This is a genomic window from Paracoccus sp. P2 (assembly GCF_046335115.1).
Lineage (GTDB): Bacteria > Pseudomonadota > Alphaproteobacteria > Rhodobacterales > Rhodobacteraceae > Paracoccus > Paracoccus pantotrophus.
Window position 1 is genome coordinate 147,119 of record NZ_JBGOSN010000002.1, and the last position, 17,628, is coordinate 164,746.

Annotated in this window: 16 protein-coding genes; 8 read left to right on the forward strand and 8 right to left on the reverse strand. The window is 67.6% G+C overall.

Features of this window, described 5'->3' with window-relative positions:
- Positions 1 to 3: 3 nt before the first annotated feature.
- The 5 genes from ACDP63_RS01885 to ACDP63_RS01905 all read right to left on the reverse strand — a co-directional run bounded on the left by ACDP63_RS01885 (position 4) and on the right by ACDP63_RS01905 (position 6,643).
- A complete protein-coding gene (locus tag ACDP63_RS01885; RefSeq protein WP_024843816.1) occupies positions 4 to 1,512 on the reverse strand; it encodes a catalase in 1,509 nt (502 codons plus the stop codon).
- 332 nt (positions 1,513 to 1,844) lie between these two features.
- Positions 1,845 to 2,771, reverse strand: coding sequence for an electron transfer flavoprotein subunit alpha/FixB family protein (locus ACDP63_RS01890; protein WP_024843817.1), 927 nt, complete (start codon positions 2,769 to 2,771; stop codon positions 1,845 to 1,847).
- Positions 2,771 to 3,529 (reverse strand): electron transfer flavoprotein subunit beta/FixA family protein, encoded by a 759-nt coding sequence (locus tag ACDP63_RS01895; RefSeq protein WP_409927645.1) that lies wholly within the window; start codon positions 3,527 to 3,529, stop codon positions 2,771 to 2,773. Before ACDP63_RS01895 ends, ACDP63_RS01890 begins: the two co-directional genes overlap by 1 nt.
- 35 nt (positions 3,530 to 3,564) lie before the next feature.
- Complete coding sequence (locus tag ACDP63_RS01900; RefSeq protein WP_051419589.1) at positions 3,565 to 5,850, reverse strand: 3-hydroxyacyl-CoA dehydrogenase/enoyl-CoA hydratase family protein; 2,286 nt, start codon at positions 5,848 to 5,850, stop codon at positions 3,565 to 3,567.
- Positions 5,851 to 5,863: 13 nt separating this feature from the next.
- Positions 5,864 to 6,643 (reverse strand): enoyl-CoA hydratase/isomerase family protein, encoded by a 780-nt coding sequence (locus ACDP63_RS01905; protein ID WP_024844859.1) that lies wholly within the window; start codon positions 6,641 to 6,643, stop codon positions 5,864 to 5,866.
- 282 nt (positions 6,644 to 6,925) lie between these two features.
- On the opposite strand from ACDP63_RS01905, the gene bktB reads away from it, so the two are divergent.
- Positions 6,926 to 8,101: a beta-ketothiolase BktB gene (gene bktB / locus ACDP63_RS01910; protein ID WP_024844858.1), complete on the forward strand. Its 1,176-nt coding sequence runs from the start codon at positions 6,926 to 6,928 to the stop codon at positions 8,099 to 8,101.
- A gap of 292 nt (positions 8,102 to 8,393) precedes the next feature.
- Entirely contained in the window at positions 8,394 to 9,569 is a 1,176-nt protein-coding gene (locus tag ACDP63_RS01915) for a DcaP family trimeric outer membrane transporter (protein ID WP_024844857.1), read from the forward strand.
- 70 nt (positions 9,570 to 9,639) lie between these two features.
- On the opposite strand, the gene ACDP63_RS01920 is transcribed toward ACDP63_RS01915, so the two are convergent.
- Genes ACDP63_RS01920 through ACDP63_RS01930 form a run of 3 tightly spaced genes read right to left on the reverse strand, consistent with a single transcriptional unit; the run spans position 9,640 to position 12,476 of the window.
- Positions 9,640 to 10,800: an acetyl-CoA acetyltransferase gene (locus tag ACDP63_RS01920; RefSeq protein ID WP_409927646.1), complete on the reverse strand. Its 1,161-nt coding sequence runs from the start codon at positions 10,798 to 10,800 to the stop codon at positions 9,640 to 9,642.
- Positions 10,787 to 11,173, reverse strand: coding sequence for a Zn-ribbon domain-containing OB-fold protein (locus tag ACDP63_RS01925; protein WP_074990691.1), 387 nt, complete (start codon positions 11,171 to 11,173; stop codon positions 10,787 to 10,789). Before ACDP63_RS01925 ends, ACDP63_RS01920 begins: the two co-directional genes overlap by 14 nt.
- A 10-nt stretch (positions 11,174 to 11,183) precedes the next feature.
- Positions 11,184 to 12,476 (reverse strand): CaiB/BaiF CoA transferase family protein, encoded by a 1,293-nt coding sequence (locus ACDP63_RS01930; RefSeq protein ID WP_231486801.1) that lies wholly within the window; start codon positions 12,474 to 12,476, stop codon positions 11,184 to 11,186.
- Positions 12,477 to 12,628: 152 nt separating this feature from the next.
- Between ACDP63_RS01930 and ACDP63_RS01935 the strand changes: the two genes are divergently transcribed.
- Genes ACDP63_RS01935 through ACDP63_RS01960 form a run of 6 tightly spaced genes read left to right on the forward strand, consistent with a single transcriptional unit; the run spans position 12,629 to position 17,584 of the window.
- Positions 12,629 to 13,390: an SDR family NAD(P)-dependent oxidoreductase gene (locus ACDP63_RS01935; protein ID WP_409927647.1), complete on the forward strand. Its 762-nt coding sequence runs from the start codon at positions 12,629 to 12,631 to the stop codon at positions 13,388 to 13,390.
- A 20-nt stretch (positions 13,391 to 13,410) separates the two neighbouring features.
- Positions 13,411 to 14,691 carry an aromatic ring-hydroxylating oxygenase subunit alpha gene (locus tag ACDP63_RS01940; protein WP_177209331.1) on the forward strand — a complete coding sequence of 427 codons (1,281 nt, stop codon included), beginning with the start codon at positions 13,411 to 13,413 and terminating at the stop codon, positions 14,689 to 14,691.
- Positions 14,678 to 15,142 carry a MaoC/PaaZ C-terminal domain-containing protein gene (locus ACDP63_RS01945; protein WP_409927648.1) on the forward strand — a complete coding sequence of 155 codons (465 nt, stop codon included), beginning with the start codon at positions 14,678 to 14,680 and terminating at the stop codon, positions 15,140 to 15,142. The genes ACDP63_RS01940 and ACDP63_RS01945 overlap by 14 nt, the downstream gene beginning before the upstream one ends.
- A gap of 12 nt (positions 15,143 to 15,154) precedes the next feature.
- Positions 15,155 to 15,898: a ThuA domain-containing protein gene (locus tag ACDP63_RS01950; RefSeq protein ID WP_409927649.1), complete on the forward strand. Its 744-nt coding sequence runs from the start codon at positions 15,155 to 15,157 to the stop codon at positions 15,896 to 15,898.
- Complete coding sequence (locus tag ACDP63_RS01955; RefSeq protein WP_409927650.1) at positions 15,895 to 16,788, forward strand: alpha/beta fold hydrolase; 894 nt, start codon at positions 15,895 to 15,897, stop codon at positions 16,786 to 16,788. Before ACDP63_RS01950 ends, ACDP63_RS01955 begins: the two co-directional genes overlap by 4 nt.
- The gene (locus ACDP63_RS01960; protein ID WP_409927651.1) at positions 16,781 to 17,584 is read left to right on the forward strand and encodes an SDR family NAD(P)-dependent oxidoreductase; all 804 of its coding nucleotides are present in this window, start codon (positions 16,781 to 16,783) and stop codon (positions 17,582 to 17,584) included. Before ACDP63_RS01955 ends, ACDP63_RS01960 begins: the two co-directional genes overlap by 8 nt.
- Positions 17,585 to 17,628: the final 44 nt, after the last annotated feature.

A 17,628-nucleotide genomic window follows, 5' to 3' on the forward strand; every position in this document is an offset into this window, starting at 1 on the left:
CGATCAGCCCTCGCCCATGCCCTCGGCCGGCTTGGTGGCGACCCCGCCGCGCACCTTTTGCTCGATGCGCCGGCCGGTTTCGGGGTCGATGCTTTTCCAATAGTCGAAGGCACGGCTCAGCACCGGCTCGCGCACCCCGCCCAGCAGGCTGCCGGCCACCGTCTCGACCAGGGCGGCACGCTGCGCATCGTCCATGACCTCGCGCACAAGGGTGCCCGGCTGGGTGAAATCGTCGTCGTCAGCACGCAGCGTATAGGCGCTGCGGACCATGGCGCCGTCGGCCTCCCATCCCTCGGGCACCGGGCCTGTCGCATCGGCCCAGGGGCGGCCGACGCTGTTCGGGGCATAGGTCGGGGCGCTGCCGCTGTGGTGATAGGCCATCTGCCCGTCGAACATGTAGCTGTTCACCGGCACCTTGGGCTGGTTCACCGGCAGCTGGTGGAAATTGGTGCCGATGCGGTTCCTTTGCGCGTCGTTATAGGCGAATGCGCGGCCCAGCAGCATCTTGTCGGGCGACAGGCCGATGCCCGGAACCGTATTGCCGGGCGAGAAGGCCGCCTGCTCGATCTGGGCAAAGAAGTTCTCGGGGTTGCGGTTCAGGGTCATCCGGCCAACGCGGACCAGCGGATAATCGGCATGCGGCCAGGTCTTGGTCAGGTCGAACGGGTTGATGCGATAGGTCCTGGCCTCCTCATAGGGCATGATCTGCACCGACAGGATCCAGCTGGGATGATCGCCGCGGGCGATGGCGTCGAAAAGGTCGCGGCGGTGGAAATCGGCATCCGCGCCGGCCATGGCCGCGGCCTCGGCATTGGTAAAGAAGGCCATGCCCTGTTCGGTGTGGAAGTGGTACTTGACCCAGAACCGCTCGCCCGCCGCATTCACCCACATATAGGTATGCGAGCCATAGCCGTTCATGTTGCGCCAGGTGCGGGGCAGCCCGCGCGCGCCCATCAGATAGGTGACCTGATGCGCGCTTTCGGGATTGTTGGTCCAGAAGTCCCATTGCATGTGGTTGTCGCGCAGGCCGGAATCGGCAAGCCGCTTCTGGCTGCGGATGAAATGGGGAAACTTCATCGGATCGCGCACGAAGAAGATCGGCGTGTTGTTGCCCACCAGGTCGTAGTTGCCCTCGGCGGTATAGAATTTCAGCGAGAAGCCGCGCACGTCGCGCCAGGTATCGGGGCTGCCCATCTCGCCCGCGACGGTAGAGAACCGCGCCAGCATCTCGGTCGTGGCGCCCTTCTGGAACAGCGCCGCGCGGGTATAGGCCGAGACGTCCTCGGTGGTCTCGAACAGGCCGAAGGCGCCGGCGCCCTTGGCATGAGGCTGGCGCTCGGGCACCTTCTCGCGGTTGAAATGCGCCATCTGTTCCAGGAAATGCACGTCATGCAGCAGGATGGGGCCGTCGGCGCCGATGGTCAGCGAATTGCGGTCGCTGGGCGCGGGCGCGCCGGCGCCGGTGGTGGATTGCACGGCGTTGATGTTTTCGGGTTTGCCTTGATCTGACATGGGTGCCTCCTGACAGGTCTGGGAAAAAGCCGGGTCGCGGAAGGGGCGGCACCCGAACCGGCACCGCTCGCCCGCAGCTTGCCTGCCAGCCTAGCGGGGCTTGGCGCGGAAGTCTCGCCCCATGGTGGGGGTCGGTGGCATAATCCGCCGGGCGCCTGCAGCGCGGGGTTTCCGCGCCGCGCCGGCTTCCAGCGGCCCGCCGGGCCGCCGCCGACGATCACAACGTCGTATTCCATCGACTCGCGTTCAATTCCGGACATGGCTCGGCCTCCCTGGCTGGCTGGTGGCGGTTGCGGGGCGCTCCCCCCGGAGTATTTGCGGAACAGAGAAGTTCAGAGCTTGCCGGTCAGTTCCGGCACCAGGCCGAACAGGTCGCCCACCAACCCGTAATCGGCGACCTGGAAGATCGGCGCCTCCTCGTCCTTGTTGATCGCAACGATCACCTTGCTGTCCTTCATCCCCGCCAAGTGCTGGATCGCCCCCGAGATGCCCACCGCCACGTAGAGCTCGGGCGCCACCACCTTGCCGGTCTGGCCGACCTGCCAGTCGTTCGGCGCATAGCCCGAGTCCACCGCCGCGCGGCTTGCCCCCACCGCGGCGCCGAGCTTGTCGGCAAGCGCCTCGATGATGGCAAAGCTCTCCTTCGAGCCCAGGCCGCGGCCGCCCGAGACCACCCGCTTGGCCGAGGTCAGCTCGGGGCGGTCGCTCTCGGCCACCTCGTCGGCAACCCAGGCCGACAGGCCCGGATCGGCGGCGGCGGCGGTCTCCGCCACGCTGGCCGAACCGCCGATCCCCGCCGCGTCGAAGCTCGCGGTGCGGATGGTGAAGACCTTCCTGGCGTCCTTCGAGCGCACCACCTGGATGGCGTTGCCGGCATAGATCGGGCGCTCGAACGTATCCGCATCGATCACCGCCGAGACGTCCGACAGCACCATCACGTCCAGAAGCGCCGCGACGCGCGGCATCACGTTCTTGGCATCCGTCGTCGCCGGCGCCGCGATGTGGTCGTAATCGCCGGCAAGGCCCACGATCAGCGCCGCCGTCGGCTCGGCCAGCCGGTGGCCATAGAGCGGGGCTTCCGCCACCAGAACCTTGGCGACGCCGGCGATCTTCGCCGCCTCCTCGCCCGCGGCCTTGGCCTGCGCGCCGGCGCAGAGCACCGTCACCTCGCCCAAGGACCCGACCGCGCCCACCGCCTTCGCCGTCGCGTCGCGGTTCAGCACCCCGTTCGTCACTTCCCCAAGCAGCAGAACAGCCATCAGATCACCCCCGCTTCCTTCAACTTGCCGACCAGCTCGTCCACCGAGCCGACCTTGATGCCGGCCTTGCGGCCCTCGGGCTCGCGCACCGAGACCACCTCCAGCCGCGGCGCGACGTCGACGCCGTAATCGGCTGCGGTCTTTTCCTCCAAGGGCTTCTTCTTGGCCTTCATGATGTTCGGAAGGCTCGCATAGCGCGGCTCGTTCAGCCGCAGGTCGGCGGTGACCACCGCCGGCAGCGCCACCGCGATGGCCTGCAGCCCGCCGTCGACCTCGCGGGTGACTTTCGCTTTGCCCCCGTCGATCTCGAGTTTCGAGGCGAAGGTCGCCTGCGCCCAGCCCAGCAGCGCCGCCAGCATCTGCCCGGTCGCGTTCATGTCGTTGTCGATGGCCTGCTTGCCGGCGATGACCAGCTCGGTGCCTTCCGCCTTGGCCACCGCGGCGAGGATCTTCGCCACCGCCAGGGGCTCGATGTCCTGCTGCACGTCGTCCGTAGCGGTGACGAGAATGGCCCGGTCGGCGCCCATCGCCAAGGCCGTGCGCAGCGTCTCGGCCGCCTGCTTGACGCCGATCGAGACGGCGATGACCTCGGAGGCCTGGCCCTTTTCCTTCAGCCGGATCGCCTCTTCCACCGCGATCTCGTCGAACGGGTTCATCGACATCTTCACATTCGCAAGATCGACACCAGACCCGTCGCTCTTCACGCGCGCCTTCACGTTGTAGTCGATCACCCGCTTCACGGGGACGAGGATCTTCATGGTTTTTCCCTTCCTTGTTCGCATGCCGTCGCGGATCAGTTCCGCAGCGGCTTGCCGGTCCCGAGCATGTGTTCCATCCGCGCCCGCGTCTCGGGCCGGTCGACCAGCTCGAACAGCACCTGCCGCTCGATCGCCATGTTCTCGGCATCGCTGCGGCTGCCGCCGCCGCCCAGGATGCGGGCCAGGCCCCGCAGCACATGGCGGTCGTAATCCGAACCCTCGCCGGCCAGGTCGGAAAGATCGAGCCCGTCCGGCGGCGTCACCGCCAGTCCTGCGGGCGGAGCATAGCCCTGCCGGGCCATTTCGACCGCTATCCGGTGCGCGCTGGCCAGCAGCAGGTCGCGGTTCATCACCAGCCGGTCCTGTGGCAGCAGGATGCCCGCCGCAAGCGCCTCTTCGGCCGAGCCGGATTGGGATGCCGCAAAGATCGTCGCGGCCGCACGCCGCGCCGCATCGTCGGGAGCCAAGCCGGCCTGCAATCCGCGCGCCAGCAGGCTGGTGCAGCCGCCCCAGGCCGGGATCAGGCCGACCAGCACCTCGGGCAGGCCCATATGCACCTCGGCATGGGCGACGATGCAGTCGGCGTGCAGCGCCAACTCGCAACCGCCGCCCAGCGCAAAGCCGTGGACCGCCGCGACGACCGGCGCGGGTGCATGGCGCAGGCCCAGGAACAGGCGCTGGCCGCGGTCGATGAAGGCTTCCAGTTCGTCGCGGCGCCCGCCCTCGATCAGCGAGAGGATGAAGCGCAGGTCCGCCCCGGCCGAAAAGGCGCGGGGATCGTCATTGCCGATCACCAGCCCCTGCAGTCGCGCGCCCAGCAGGGGCAGCGTCTCTTCGATCACATCCAGCACCTCGGGGTGCAGGCTGTTCATCTTGGTGTGGACCTGCAACAGGCCGATGCCGCCGCCCGCATCCAGCAGCGAAGCCGAACCGTTGCCCAGGATGGTCCTGCCCTGCGCCCGCAGCCCGGCGGCCGTCAGCGGCACATCCCGCGCCGCGCCCGCGGCGGGTGCGGCAAGGAAATGCCCGTCGCGATAAAAGCCGCCCTTCTCGGCCGCCTGCGCCAGCAGCGTGGGAACAGGCAGGCCGGCCGAATGCAGATGCGCCGCCACCCGATCCAGCCCCCACCTGTCGGCCAGCACGAAGGGGCCCTGCCGCCAAGCATAGCCCAGCTGCATGCCGGCATCGACATCCGACGGGTCGGCGGCGATTTCGGAGGCGTGATCGGCGGCATAGGCCACCACCTCGCCCAGCACGGCGCGGGCATAGCCGCCATGCCGGCCGGGATCGGCCAGCAGCGCCGCCAGGTCCTTGCCGCCGCCGGGCAGCTTGCCCGGCGCGACGGGCGCGGCGGGACGCCAGTCGCCGGTCGCAAGGTCGCTGGCCTCGAGCCCCGCCTCGGTCTTGCGAAAGAAACCGCCGCCCGACTTGCGGCCGAAGCGGCCCTGCCCGACCAGGGTGCGAAACAGCGGATCGGCCGCGATGTCATAGCGGTGGAAACGGTCCGTCGCCGGCAGTCCATCGACCAGGCTGCGCCAGACCTGCGGCACCAGGTCGATGCCGATCAGGTCGAACAACCCGAAGACGCCGGTGCGGGGGATACCCATCGCCTGGTGGACGGCATCCGCCTGTTCCATGGTCAGGCCGTGTTCGCGCGCCAGCAGCGCGGCGGCGGCCATCCAGAAGCAGCCGATGCGATTGGCCACGAAACCGGGCGTGTCGCGGCAGTCGATGACGGTCTTGCCCAGCAGTTGCCGGGCCGCCTGCCGCGCGCGCTGCAGCAGCGCCGGGTCGGTTTCCGGGGTCGAGACGATCTCGAGCAGCGGCATCAGCCGGGGCGGGTTGAAGAAATGCGTGATCAGGAAGGCGCGGCGGAAGGCGTCGGACATGCCCTCGACCAGTTGCGAATGCAGCAGGGTCGAGGTGTTCGAGGACACGATCGACCCCGGTTTGCGCAGCGCGTCGATGCGCGCGTAAAGGTCGCGCTTGATGTCCAGGCGCTCGACCACCGCCTCGACGATCCAGTCGGCCTCGGCCAGAAGCGGCAGGTCGCGGACGACATTGCCGGTGACGACGCGGCCCGGACCGGCCGGCCCCATGAAGCCCTGGATCCTGACCTGCCGGGCCAGCCCCGCCTGCGCGGGGGCATCCGGCGCGCCACCTTCGGGCCCCGGCATGTCCAGCAATATGACCTTCAGCCCGGCATTGGCGAATTGCGCGGCGATGCCGCCCCCCATCGCCCCGGCGCCGATCACCGCGACGCAGGCGATGTCGCGCGGCAACCCGGCCCAGAATGCCTGGCTGGCCATCATCTTGGTCATGTCTGTTTCCCCCTCAGTTGCCGGTGAACCGGGCCGGCCGTTTCTCGAAAAAGGCAGAAAGCGCCTCGGCGAAATCCGCGGTTGCGGCACAGGTCTTGAAGGCCTGCTTCTCGGCCTCCAGCGTCGCGGCGTAATCCCGCCCGAAACTGTCGCGCAGCAGATGCTTGAGCGCGCCCGAGGCACCGGGGGCAAGGCCGGCGAGGCGCGCGGCAAGCCTTGCACCTTCTTCTTGCAGCGCCGCGTCGGGGACGACGCGGTTCACCAGCCCCCAGTCCAGCGCCTGCCCGGCCGGCACGGCGCTGCCTTCCAAGGCGATCCAGGCGGCGCGGCGCAGCCCGACGATGCGGGGCAAGGCCCAGGTGATGCCGCAATCCGCCGGCGCGCCGACCCCCAGATAGGCAAAGCTCAGCACCGCCGATTCGGCGGCCAGCGCAAGATCGGCCGCCAGGGCCAGGGACAGGCCCGCCCCCGCGACCGGCCCGTGCAGAAGCGCGACGGTCAGCGCATCCGATCCGGCCAGCCGCGCCAGGGCGCGGTTCATCGGCGCGATGATCGCCTCGGCCTCGGCGGCGCGATCCTCGGCCCGGCGGAAGGCGGCAAGATCACCCCCCGCCATGAAGGCCCGGCCGTTGCCCGAAAGCGTCAGCACCCGCACCCCCGCGTCCAGGGCCTGGGCGACGGCGGCCTCGAAGGCGCGCGCGGTGGCCTGGTCGATGGCATTGAGCGCCTGGGGCCGGTCGAAGACGATGCGCCCCAGCGCGGCGTCGAGATGCAGTCGAAGAGGTTCGGTCATCGCAACTCCTTGCAAAAGCCCGCAATGGCGGCGGGCTGGAAAGCCCCTCCTGCCGCGCCCTGATTGCCATGGCCGGCGCGGCTGGGCAAGGTAAATATATACAATCATCTCCTATAAAAATACAATTATCGGAGCGATCCTGCAGCAACAGCAGCTTCTGCGCCGCAGCTGTATAATATTTTTCATTGATTCTATGTATTCATATGATAGTTGATACATACACAATTGCTGCCAGCCGGCCCTGCTGCATCGTCGCAGAAGGGTCGCAACAAGGGATCATCCATGAACGACATCGTCATCCTGTCCGGGGTTCGGACCGCCATCGGCGGCTTCGGCGGAGCGCTTTCGGGGCTTGCGCCGCACACCTTGGGCGTCATCGCCGCCCGCGCCGCCATCGAGCGCGCCGGCATCGAGCCCGCCCGGATCGGCACGACCGTCTTCGGCCATGTCATCAATACCGAGCCGAAGGACATGTACCTGTCCCGCCTTGCCGCCATCGGCGCGGGCGTGCCCGACACCACCCCGGCCCTGAACGTGAACCGGCTTTGCGGCTCGGGTGTGCAAGCGGTGATCTCGGCCACGCTGGCCCTGCGCCATGGCGAGGCGGATTTCGCGCTGGCCGGCGGCGCCGAATGCATGTCGCGGGCGCCCTATGCCGTGCAGGCGGCACGCTTTGGGCAAAAGATGGGCGATGCGGCGATGGTGGACATGCTGGTCGGCACGCTCAGCTGCCCCTTCGGCACCGGCCATATGGGCGTCACCGCCGAGAACGTCGCGGCCGAGCATGGCGTCTCGCGCGCCGATCAGGACGCTTTCGCGCTGGAAAGCCAGCAGCGCGCGGCACGGGCCATCGCCGCAGGCTATTTCAGGGACCAGATCGTGCCCGTCGAGCTGCAGAGCCGGCGCGGGGTGGAGCTGTTCGACCGCGACGAACACCCCAAGGAAACCTCGCTGGCCGCGCTGGAGCAGCTGAAGCCGGTGTTCCGCAAGGACGGTTCGGTCACGGCCGGCAATGCCTCGGGCATCAACGACGGCGCGGCGGCCTTGATTCTGGCCCGCGCGGATGCGGCCGAAAGGCTGGGCCTGACGCCGATCGCGCGCATCCTGGACCATGCGATCGCCGGGGTGCGGCCCGAGGTGATGGGCATCGGCCCGGTCCCGGCGGTCCGGCAATTGCTTGAGCGCACCGGGCTGAAGGCCGCGGATTTCGACGTGATCGAATCGAACGAAGCCTTTGCCGCCCAGGCGGTTGCGGTGACGCGGGCGCTGGACCTGGACCCGGCCCGCGTCAATCCCAACGGCGGCGCCATCGCCCTGGGCCATCCGGTCGGCGCGACGGGCAGCATCCTGCTGGTGAAGGCGATCAACGAACTCAAGCGCATCGGCGGGCGCCGCGGCCTGGTGACGATGTGCATCGGCGGCGGACAGGGCATCGCCCTGGCCATCGAGATGAACTGAAGGGTCCGAAACCGGACCCTGGAACTTGATGCAGGCTGCGTGGAAACGCGGCCTGCCTGGTCGTTCCATTTCACTCAACCAATTGAAATAACATCAATAATTCTTATTCGTCCTGCAAATAATCCTTGCCCGTTGAACACATTTTTGTCAGTTTCAGTATGCGCAATATGAATATTTGTATGCGTAACTGAGCAGATTCGACAAAGGACCGCCGCCCGCAATCCGGGCGTGACCGTTCCAGCGGATCGACGACACCGCCATGTCCAGGCAAGGACGGTTTGGGAGGAATGGAATGAAAATCAAGGCAAAGATCGGCTCCGTCAGCCAGATGGCCGCGGCAGTCCTGATCGGAGGGACAGGCGCGGCAGCCGCGCAGGATCTGACGGTTCTGGAGGCACGCATTGCCGCGCTGGAGAACCGGCAGGCCGAAAGCGGCCAGTTGACCCTGGCGCCCGGTGTAAAACTGACGTTTTACGGGTATACAAAACTCGACCTCATCACGGACAACAACTACGATCTGGGCGCGACCACCGGGGCCATGGCCGGGGTGACGGCCGGCAGCCCGCTGGAGGGTTCGGGCTCGAATGCCCATGCCTATGAAAGCCGGCTGGGCCTGCGCGCCAGCATCGACACCGACATCGGCGAGGTAAAGCTGACGCTCGAAGGGGACTTCTTCGGCAGCGGCGGCAATTTCCGCCTGCGCCACGCCTATGGCGAGGTCGGGCCGCTGCTGGCGGGCCAGACCTGGACCAACTGGGTGCCCGCCGAAGGTGGCCCCGCCGCGGTGCAGGACTTCAACGGCCTGGCGGGCGGCAGCTATTACCGCACGCCGCAGGTCCGCTATACCTTCCGGCCCAACGACCAGTGGCGCTTCGCCGTCGCTCTGGAAGAGGATTACGCGCCCGGCACCGCCTCGCGCGTCGCCGTGTCCGGTTTCGCGGGCTATGCCAACGGACCGCTGAAGATCGGCATGGGCGCGATCTCGCGCGGGCTGGAGACCAGCAGCTTCGGCGACGTCACCGGCTTCGGCTATGCCATCGGCGCCGATTACGAGGCCTGGCAGGGCGGCAAGCTGCATGCGCAATATATCGGCGGCAAGGGGATCTCGACCCTGCTGAACAACGCCGGCTTCTCGGGGCTGGAAGTGGGCACCGCGGGCAAATACGCCTTTGACGTCGATGCCGCGGGCGACCCGGTCAAGGCCAAGGGCGTGAAGCTGGGCGTCACCCAGAAGCTGGGCGAGAAAAGCGACCTTTCGCTGGCGCATGGCTTCCAGCGGTTCGACGATTTTGCCGGCGCCCTGGGCAGCCATACCAAGGAAATCAACTCGACCCACGTGACCTATCGCTATTTCGCGACGAAATCCGTGATGCTGGCGGCCGAGGCCGCCTATGTCGAGCGCGAGCAGTTCGACGGGGCGAGCTTCGACAATACCCGCCTGCAGGGCGTGGTGAAGTTCACCTTCTGAAACACCAAGGCCCGCCATGCCGGCGGGCCTTGTCCTTTCGCGAGGGTCCTTTCGCCTGGGCCGAGCGGGCTCAGACCGTATCCATGCTGCCCAGGATGACGCTGGTCTGCGAGGACAGCACCCCGCCATTGCCGTGGCACAGCGCAAGATCGGCCGCCGCCAGCTGGCGCTCGCCCGCCTCGCCGCGGATCTGGCGCACGGCCTCGACCAGCGTGAACAGCCCATACATGCCCGGATGCACGCAGGACAGCCCGCCGCCATTGGTGTTGACCGGCAGCGCGCCGCCTGGCGCGATGGCCCCGTCCTGCACGAAGCGGCCGCCCTCGCCCTTGGGGCAAAAGCCCAGGTCTTCGAGGAACAGGATCGTGTTGATGGTAAAGGCGTCGTAAAGCTGCACCATGTCCATGTCGGCGGGGCCGTAGCCCGCGGCGGCATAGGCGCGCTGGCCTGACAGCTTGGCGCCGGTGACGCAAAGATCCGGCATGGCGGCGATTTCCTTGTGCGTGGTCTCGGCCCCGGCGCCCAGCACCGCCACCGGCTTCTTGCGCAGGTCGCGGGCGCGGGCTCGCGAGGTCACGACCACCGCCGCCGCCCCGTCCGTGACCAGGCAGCAGTCCAGGGCCCCCAGCGGCGAAGAGACGATACGCGCGGCCAGGTATTCCTGCATGTCCAGCGGCTCGCGCCGGAATGCCTCGGGGTTCAGCTGCGCCCAGGCGCGCGCGGCCAGCGCCACCGCGCCCAATTGCTCCCTGGTGGTGCCATAATCGTGCATGTGGCGGCTGGCGGCCAGCGCATAGCCGCCGATGGGCATGCGCGCGCCATGCGGCGCCTCGTAGACCGAGCCGCGCAGGGCCGAGACCAGCCGCCCCGCCGCCGACCGCTGGTTCGAGCCATAGCAGATCAGCGCCGTGTCCATGTATCCGGCCGAGATCATGAAGCAGGCCGTCATCAGATGGTTCAGAAAGGACGAGCCGCCGGTGCGGTTGTTGTCCACGAACCGGGCCTTGACGCCCAGGTATTCCGCCACCGCCAGCCCACCCAGCAGATCCTCGGGCAGGCAGGTGAAAAGCCCGTCCACATCGGCAAGGCCGAGGCCCGCATCCTCAAGCGCCAGAAGCCCGGCCCTGGCGGTCATCTCGAGTGCGCTGTGGCCCTCGCACAGGCCGATGCCGAAGGTGGCGGCGCCGGCGATGGCGCAGGCGGCGCGCGGAAAGGCGTCATCCCTGGTCATGGTCGCTTTCCGGCACGAAGAAGACATGCGGCGGATCGCTTTCGCCGGCGATCACCGCGCGCAGGCGCTGGCCGATCCTGACCGGCGCCCCGGCCTCGATCCGCGACAGCAGGCGGAAACCCTCGTCCATCTCGACGATGGCGATGATGCGGCTGGGCGCGGGCGGCTTTTGCGGCTGCTCGGTCACGGCATGGACCCGGCCCCGGCCCGAGGATTGCGCCCATTCCAGAACCGCCCCGTCGCCGGGCGCGGCCAGGCGGGGCGGAAAGACCGCCCGCCCCTCGGCCGTGCGCTGATAGCAGAAGCGACCGTCGCGCAGGGCTTGCAAATATTCGGCCTCGGGGCCCAAAGACGCTGTGGATGATGCTGCCATGCCCGGCCCCTCAGATGATCGCTTCGTCGCGCAGCTTCTCCAACTCCTCGACGGAAAGCGAGAGGCATTGCCGCAGCACCTCGTCGCTATGCTCGCCGGCAAGCGGCGGGGCCGAGCGATAGATCACCGGCGTCTCGGACAGCCGCAGCGGGCTGCCGACCAGGCGCACGGTGCCGGTGACGGGATGCTCCATGGTCACGAACATGCCGCGCGCCTGAAGCTGGGGATCCTCTTCGATGTCGGGCATCTCGTTGATCGGCCCGCAAGAGACCTTGGCGGCCAGGATCCTCTCCATCCAATGCGCGCGCAGGTTGGTGGACAGCACGGCGTTCATCTCGGCCGTCAGCGCCACGCGGTTCTCCAGCCGGTCGCGCGAGCGCAGGAAGCGCGGATCTTCGGCCCATTCCGGGTGGCCCAATGCGCCGGCCAGCCGGGCGAACTCGCGGTCGTTGAAGGTCGCGATCAGGACGAAGCCGTCCGCGCATTCGAAGACGCCGTTCGGCACCGCGGTCGGATGTTCGTTGCCGGTGCGCGGCAGCGGCGCGCGCGCGTTCAGCCACGAGCCGATATTGTTCATCAGCAGCGCCACCTGGCTGTCGAACAGCGCGATGTCGATATGCTGACCCTGCCCGCCGTTCTGGCGATGCAGCAAGGCCGCCAGGATGGCGATGGCGGCATTGTTGCCGGCGGTGATGTCGGCGATGGGCACGCCCACGCGGGTCGGGATGCCGCCATCCGCCTCGGGCTGGCCGGTGACGGCCATCTGCCCGCCCATGGCCTGCACCAGGTAATCGTAGCCCGAGCGGTCGTTATAGGGCCCGGTCTGCCCGAAACCGGTGATCGAGCAATAGATCAGCCGCGGATTGATCTTGCGCAGATCCTCATAGCCCAGCCCATATCGCGCCAGGGTTCCGGTGCGGAAGTTCTCGATGAAAACATCCGATTCGGCGGCAAGCCGGCGCAGAAGCTCGGCCCCTTGCGGACGCGAGAAGTCCAGCCCGATCGAACGCTTGTTGCGGTTGACCATCTGGAAATAGGTCGATTGCTCGGGCGCGCCGGGCCGGCCCTCGACCCAGGGCGGGCCCAGGCTGCGCAGGTCGTCGCCATCGCCCACGCGCTCGACCTTGATGACATCGGCGCCCAGGTCGGCCAGGGTCTGCGCCGCCAACGGTCCGGCCACGACCCGCGTCAGGTCCAGCACCCGGATGCCCGAAAGAACGCCCCGGCAGTCGATCCGGCCCTGGCCGCCCGCCGCATCCGTGGCGCCTATGTCGAGTTCTTGCATGTCTGTCTGTAGGGTCATGGTTCCTCTGCCTAAGGCTGATGCCAAGCAACTCCGCTTGGTTGAATATACAATAACAATGATTCATTATACAAGAAAAGTATTGTTATTGTTTTTCTCTTGCGGGCGTGTAATATTCCGGCAGCAAGCGAAGAACGTCAGCGGAGAGCACGATGGATCTGCGGTTGAGGGGCCTGAAGGCGGCGGTGACCGGGGGAACGCGGGGAATCGGCAATGCCATCGTGCATGTCCTGGCCGAGGAAGGCTGCGCCCTTGCCACCTGCGGCCGCGCGCCCGAGCGCATCGAATCGCTGCGCCGGCAGATGGATGACGCCGGGGTCCGCTTTCATGGCGAAACCGTCCAGGGGCGCGACGGCGCGGCCGTGCGCAACTGGATGCGGAACTCGATCGAGGCCCTGGACGGGCTCGACATCTTCATCGCCTCGCTGTCCGCCGGCGGCGGCACGGACGAAGAGCGCTACTGGTACCGCAATTTCGAGATCGACCTGATGTCCGCCGTCCGCGGCGTCGAGGAGGCGCTGCCCGCCCTGCGCCGGTCGCAAAGCCCCTCGATCCTGATCCTGGCGACCATGGCCGCCTCCGAAACCTTCGTCGCGCCCATGGCCTATAACGCCATCAAGGCGGCGCTCGTCACCTGGTCCAAGCAGCTTTCCCAGCAGCTTTCCCCCGAGGGCATCCGGGTCAACTGCCTGTCGCCCGGCCCGACCATGTTCAAGGGCTCGAACTGGGAAATGATCCGCGTCGCGCGATCGCGCATCTATGACAACGCCGTCCGCCAGCAGCCCACCCGCCGCATGGGCACCGCCGAGGAGATCGCGCGCTCGGCCGTGTTCCTGGCAAGCCCGGCCGCGTCCTGGTGCAACGGATCGCATCTGCTGGTGGACGGCGGCTTTTCCAAGCGCGTCCCGTTTTGAATCTCAGGAAGGTTCCTTTCATGGCCATCGAACGCATCAAGCCGACCGATTTCACCCGTACGCCGGCCGCCCCGGCCGCGAAGCCCGATTTCGGGACGGCGATGATCCCCAAGGAACGCTATACCTCGGCCGAATACATGCGCCTGGAATGGGAGCGCATGTGGACCAAGGTCTGGCTCTTGGGCTGCCGGACGGACGACATCCCGAATCCCGGCGACTATCACGTCACCACCATCGGCAAGGAAGAGATCATCCTGGTCCGGCAAAAGGACATGTCGGTGCGCGGCTTCTACAATGTCTGCCTGCACCGCGGGAACCGCATCATGGTCGGCGAGGGCAACGCGACCAGCTTCAAGTGCCAGTATCACTTCTGGGAATACGGGCTGGACGGCGCCTTCGAGAACATCCCCGACCTCGAGACCTTCCCGCAGGGCGCGCCGCCCTGCAAGGGCCTGCGCGAGGTGAAATGCGACAGCTGGAACAGCTTCGTCTGGTTCTCGATGAACCCCGAGGCCGAGCCGCTGCTGGACTATCTTGCGCCCCTGCCCGAGCATCTGGAGCCCTATCACTTCGAGCGCATGGTCAAGGTGACGGACCTGACCGTGGAATGGGATTGCAACTGGAAGACCTCGGTCGATGCCTTCAACGAATCCTACCATGTGCAGGGCATCCACCCGGAACTGCTGTATTTCATCGAGGACAAGGACGTCCAGATCGACTGCTACGGCCGGCACAACCGCTATCTGGTGCCCTTCTCGACCATCTCGCACCGGGTCGAGGAAACCACCGAGATCCCGCATCTCATCAAGCACGCGATGAAAGAGGCGGGGATGAACCCGGCTGATTTCGACGGCCGCGTGACCGAGGTGCGCAAGGCGCTGCAGGCCTTCAAGCGCAAGCACGGCCCCGAGATGGGGCTGGATTACAGCGACCTGAACGACGACCAGCTGACGGATGATTACCACTACAACATCTTCCCGAACCTGACGCTGAACACCCATGCCGACGATCTGATGCTGTTCCGCCAGCGCCCGCATCCGACCGATCCCAACAAGATGTTCTTCGACCTGTTCATCTTCAAACTGCTGAAGAAGGACGAGCCGCGCCCGAAAAAGCCGCGCCACGAACAGTTCAGGCATGGCGAGAAATCGCTGGGCCTGGTGCTGGACCAGGACGCCTACAACCTGCCGGGGGTGCAGGCGGGGATGAACTCGGACAGTTTCGGCGGGCTATGGATCGGCGATCAGGAATTGCGCATCCGCCATTTCCATCACGTGCTGGAATCCTATGTCGGATCGTGACGCAAAACCGCCCCGCCGCTGGGAAGACCTGGCCCTGGGCGAGGAAACCCGCTCGCGCGAGATGCTGGTGGAAGAACAGCCGATGATCGCATTCGCCACCCGCTACGACCCGCAATTCTTCCACATGAACCCGGAAACCGCGGATCAGTCGCTGTTCGGCGGCGTGATCGCCAGCGGGCTTTACACCGCCTGCATGTGGCGCATCCTGGATCACGAGGTGAATGGCGACATCGCCTGGGTCTGCGGCGTCGCCTGGGACGATGTGCGCTGGTCGCGCGCGGTGCGGCCGGGCGACCGGATCGTGGCACATTCCCGCATCGAGGCGCTGCGCCCCTCGGCCTCGCGGCCCGCGGTGGGGCTGGCGACGCTGCGCCACGCGCTGACCAACCAGGACGGCGAGACGGTATTTTCCTTTGTCTCGACCGACATGGTCTATCGGCGGGGGGCTTAGGCGATGCGCCCCATGCGCCGGGTTCTGCTGGTGGTCGGCGGGCTTTACCACGATTTCGACTTCGTCCGGCTGGAACTGCTGGCGCATCTGGCCCGGCGCGAGCATCTGCGCGTCGATCTGCGCCACGATTATTCCGACCTGGCCGCGCTGGAGCGTTGCGATGCGCTGATCACCTATACCGCCGCACTTTTGCCCGATGCGGCGCAGACCGCGGCGCTGGCCGACTGGGTCGGGCGCGGCGGGCGCTGGTTCGCGCTGCACGGCACGAACTCGGCGATCCGGATCCGGCCCGACGGCAAGGTGCTGACCCCGGCGATGGAGCCGCTGCTGTTCGACCTGCTGGGCAGCCAGTTCCTGGCCCATCCCGTGCCCGGCCGCTATCGCATCCGCCCGGTCGAGGCCCATGCGCTGACCGAAGGGGTCGAGGCATTCTTCCTGGAGGACGAGCATTATCTCCAGCGCCATGCCGAGGGGAACCTGGTCCTGCTGGCCTCGGAATTCCAGGGCGAGACGGCGCTGTTTCAGACCCGCGACTGGCCCAAGGGGCAGCATCAGAGCTTTTACCTGCGCCCGCGCGGCCAGGGCGGGGTTCTGTATCTGACCCCCGGCCATGCCAGGGGGCGCTATGACATGCAGCCCCTGACCGAGACTTATCCCTTCGTCGAGCGCGGCGCCTGGATCCTGCCGGTATTCCACCAGCTGATCCGGCGCGGCATCGCCTGGCTCGACCGCGACCTGCCGGAGGCCCTGCCATGACAAAGCCCGAGATCCTCGAGTTCCGCACCTCGGACGGGCTGCGCCTGGAGGCGGAAAGCTATGGCGCGGGGCCCACCATCCTGCTGGCCCATGGCGGCGGGCAGACTCGCTATTCCTGGCGCGGCGTCGCGCAGGCGCAGGCGGAAAAGGGCTGGCGCACCGTGGCGCTGGACCTGCGCGGGCATGGCGCCAGCGACTGGGATCCGGCCGGCGACTACGGCCTGGAACGCTATGGCCGCGATATTGCCGAGGTCGCGCGGCAATTGGGCGGCGGCATCCATCACGTCGGCGCCTCGCTGGGCGGAAACGCGGCGCTGGCCGCGGTCGGCCGCTATGCGCCCGAACTGTTCCGCGCGCTGGTGCTGGTCGACGTGGTGCCGCAGGTGGACAAGGCCGGCGTGGCCGAGGTGCTGGGCTTCATGGGCAGCCACCTGGACCAGGGTTTCGCCGACCTGGACGAGGCATCGCGCGCCGTCTCGGCCTATCGCAAGCAGGCGCCGCGCCCGGCCGGCCAGGCCACGGGGCTGGCACGCTATCTGCGCAGGCGCGACGACGGCCGGCTGGTCTGGCATTGGGATCCGGCCTTCGTGCGCGGCCGGCGCCACGGGCGGCTGACGCCGGATCTGGCGCAGCGGCTGGACCGCGACCTGCGCAACATCACCTGCCCGGTCCTGCTGCTGCGCGGGCTGGACAGCAACCTGGTCACGGACGAGGCCGAGGCCGCCTTTCGCCGCAGCGCGCCTCGGGCGCTGGTCTGGCATGTCGAGGATGCCGGGCACATGGTCGTCGGCGACAACAACTCGCAATTCGCGGGCGATCTGGACCGTTTCCTGAATCTGGTCCGCAATCGCGAAACAGCCATCGCAAATCAGGGGAGAGCGAATGCCTAGACTCGAGGGAAAGCGCGCCGTCATCATCGGCGCCGCCGGCAAGGGCAATCTGGGCCAGGTGCTGGCCCGCCGCTTTGCCGCCGAGGGCGCGCAAGTCACCGTCGCCGGCCGCCATCAGGACGTGCTGGCGGAACTGGCGGCCGAGATCGGCGGCCATGCCGTCACCGCCGACATCACCCGGACCGAGGATAACGAGGCCCTGGCCGAGGCGGCCCTGGCGCGGATGGGCGGCATCGACATCGCCGTGAACTGCACCGGCTGGGGGCTCTTGGTGCCGTTCCTCGACACCACCCGCGACGAGCTTGAGCGAATGACGCGGCTGCAATTCATCGGCCCGTTCGAGTTCTTCCAGTCCATGCTGCGGCGCATGGCCGACGGCGGGTCGATCGTGCAGGTGTCGTCGGCCACGGCGCGGATCATGATGGACGACCACGCCGCCTATATGGGCACCAAGGCCGGCATGGACCACGTCATCCGCTGCATCGCCAACGAGTTCGGCACGCGCGGCATCCGGGCCAATTCGGTCTCGCCGGGCTTTACCGCCTCGCCCATGACCGGGCGCGCGGCAAGGAATGATGCGGTGGTCGGTGCATTCGCGCGGGAATACCCGCTGGGCCGCGTGGGCACGCTGGAGGACACGGCCGAGGCGATCACCTGGCTTTGCACCGATGCCTGTTTCCTGACCGGCGAGAACCTTCAGGTCAATGGCGGGCTGACGCTGCGGCGAAACCCCACCAATGCCGAGATCGCCGAGGCCGTGCGGGCCGCGAAAGCCGCCCGCGCCGCGGCGCAATAGTTCCCTCCGCCGGCGGGGCGCACATCGCGCCCGACGGCACTTCA

What these genes read in the sequence shown, in the direction of transcription:
- ACDP63_RS01885 (WP_024843816.1), bottom strand. Translation starts at nt 1,512, where the DNA reads ATGTCAGATCAAGGCAAACCCGAAAACATCAACGCCGTGCAATCCACC.
- ACDP63_RS01890 (WP_024843817.1), bottom strand. Translation starts at nt 2,771, where the DNA reads ATGGCTGTTCTGCTGCTTGGGGAAGTGACGAACGGGGTGCTGAACCGC.
- ACDP63_RS01895 (WP_409927645.1), bottom strand. Translation starts at nt 3,529, where the DNA reads ATGAAGATCCTCGTCCCCGTGAAGCGGGTGATCGACTACAACGTGAAG.
- ACDP63_RS01900 (WP_051419589.1), bottom strand. Translation starts at nt 5,850, where the DNA reads ATGACCAAGATGATGGCCAGCCAGGCATTCTGGGCCGGGTTGCCGCGC.
- ACDP63_RS01905 (WP_024844859.1), bottom strand. Translation starts at nt 6,643, where the DNA reads ATGACCGAACCTCTTCGACTGCATCTCGACGCCGCGCTGGGGCGCATC.
- bktB (WP_024844858.1), top strand. Translation starts at nt 6,926, where the DNA reads ATGAACGACATCGTCATCCTGTCCGGGGTTCGGACCGCCATCGGCGGC.
- ACDP63_RS01915 (WP_024844857.1), top strand. Translation starts at nt 8,394, where the DNA reads ATGAAAATCAAGGCAAAGATCGGCTCCGTCAGCCAGATGGCCGCGGCA.
- ACDP63_RS01920 (WP_409927646.1), bottom strand. Translation starts at nt 10,800, where the DNA reads ATGACCAGGGATGACGCCTTTCCGCGCGCCGCCTGCGCCATCGCCGGC.
- ACDP63_RS01925 (WP_074990691.1), bottom strand. Translation starts at nt 11,173, where the DNA reads ATGGCAGCATCATCCACAGCGTCTTTGGGCCCCGAGGCCGAATATTTG.
- ACDP63_RS01930 (WP_231486801.1), bottom strand. Translation starts at nt 12,476, where the DNA reads ATGACCCTACAGACAGACATGCAAGAACTCGACATAGGCGCCACGGAT.
- ACDP63_RS01935 (WP_409927647.1), top strand. Translation starts at nt 12,629, where the DNA reads ATGGATCTGCGGTTGAGGGGCCTGAAGGCGGCGGTGACCGGGGGAACG.
- ACDP63_RS01940 (WP_177209331.1), top strand. Translation starts at nt 13,411, where the DNA reads ATGGCCATCGAACGCATCAAGCCGACCGATTTCACCCGTACGCCGGCC.
- ACDP63_RS01945 (WP_409927648.1), top strand. Translation starts at nt 14,678, where the DNA reads ATGTCGGATCGTGACGCAAAACCGCCCCGCCGCTGGGAAGACCTGGCC.
- ACDP63_RS01950 (WP_409927649.1), top strand. Translation starts at nt 15,155, where the DNA reads ATGCGCCGGGTTCTGCTGGTGGTCGGCGGGCTTTACCACGATTTCGAC.
- ACDP63_RS01955 (WP_409927650.1), top strand. Translation starts at nt 15,895, where the DNA reads ATGACAAAGCCCGAGATCCTCGAGTTCCGCACCTCGGACGGGCTGCGC.
- ACDP63_RS01960 (WP_409927651.1), top strand. Translation starts at nt 16,781, where the DNA reads ATGCCTAGACTCGAGGGAAAGCGCGCCGTCATCATCGGCGCCGCCGGC.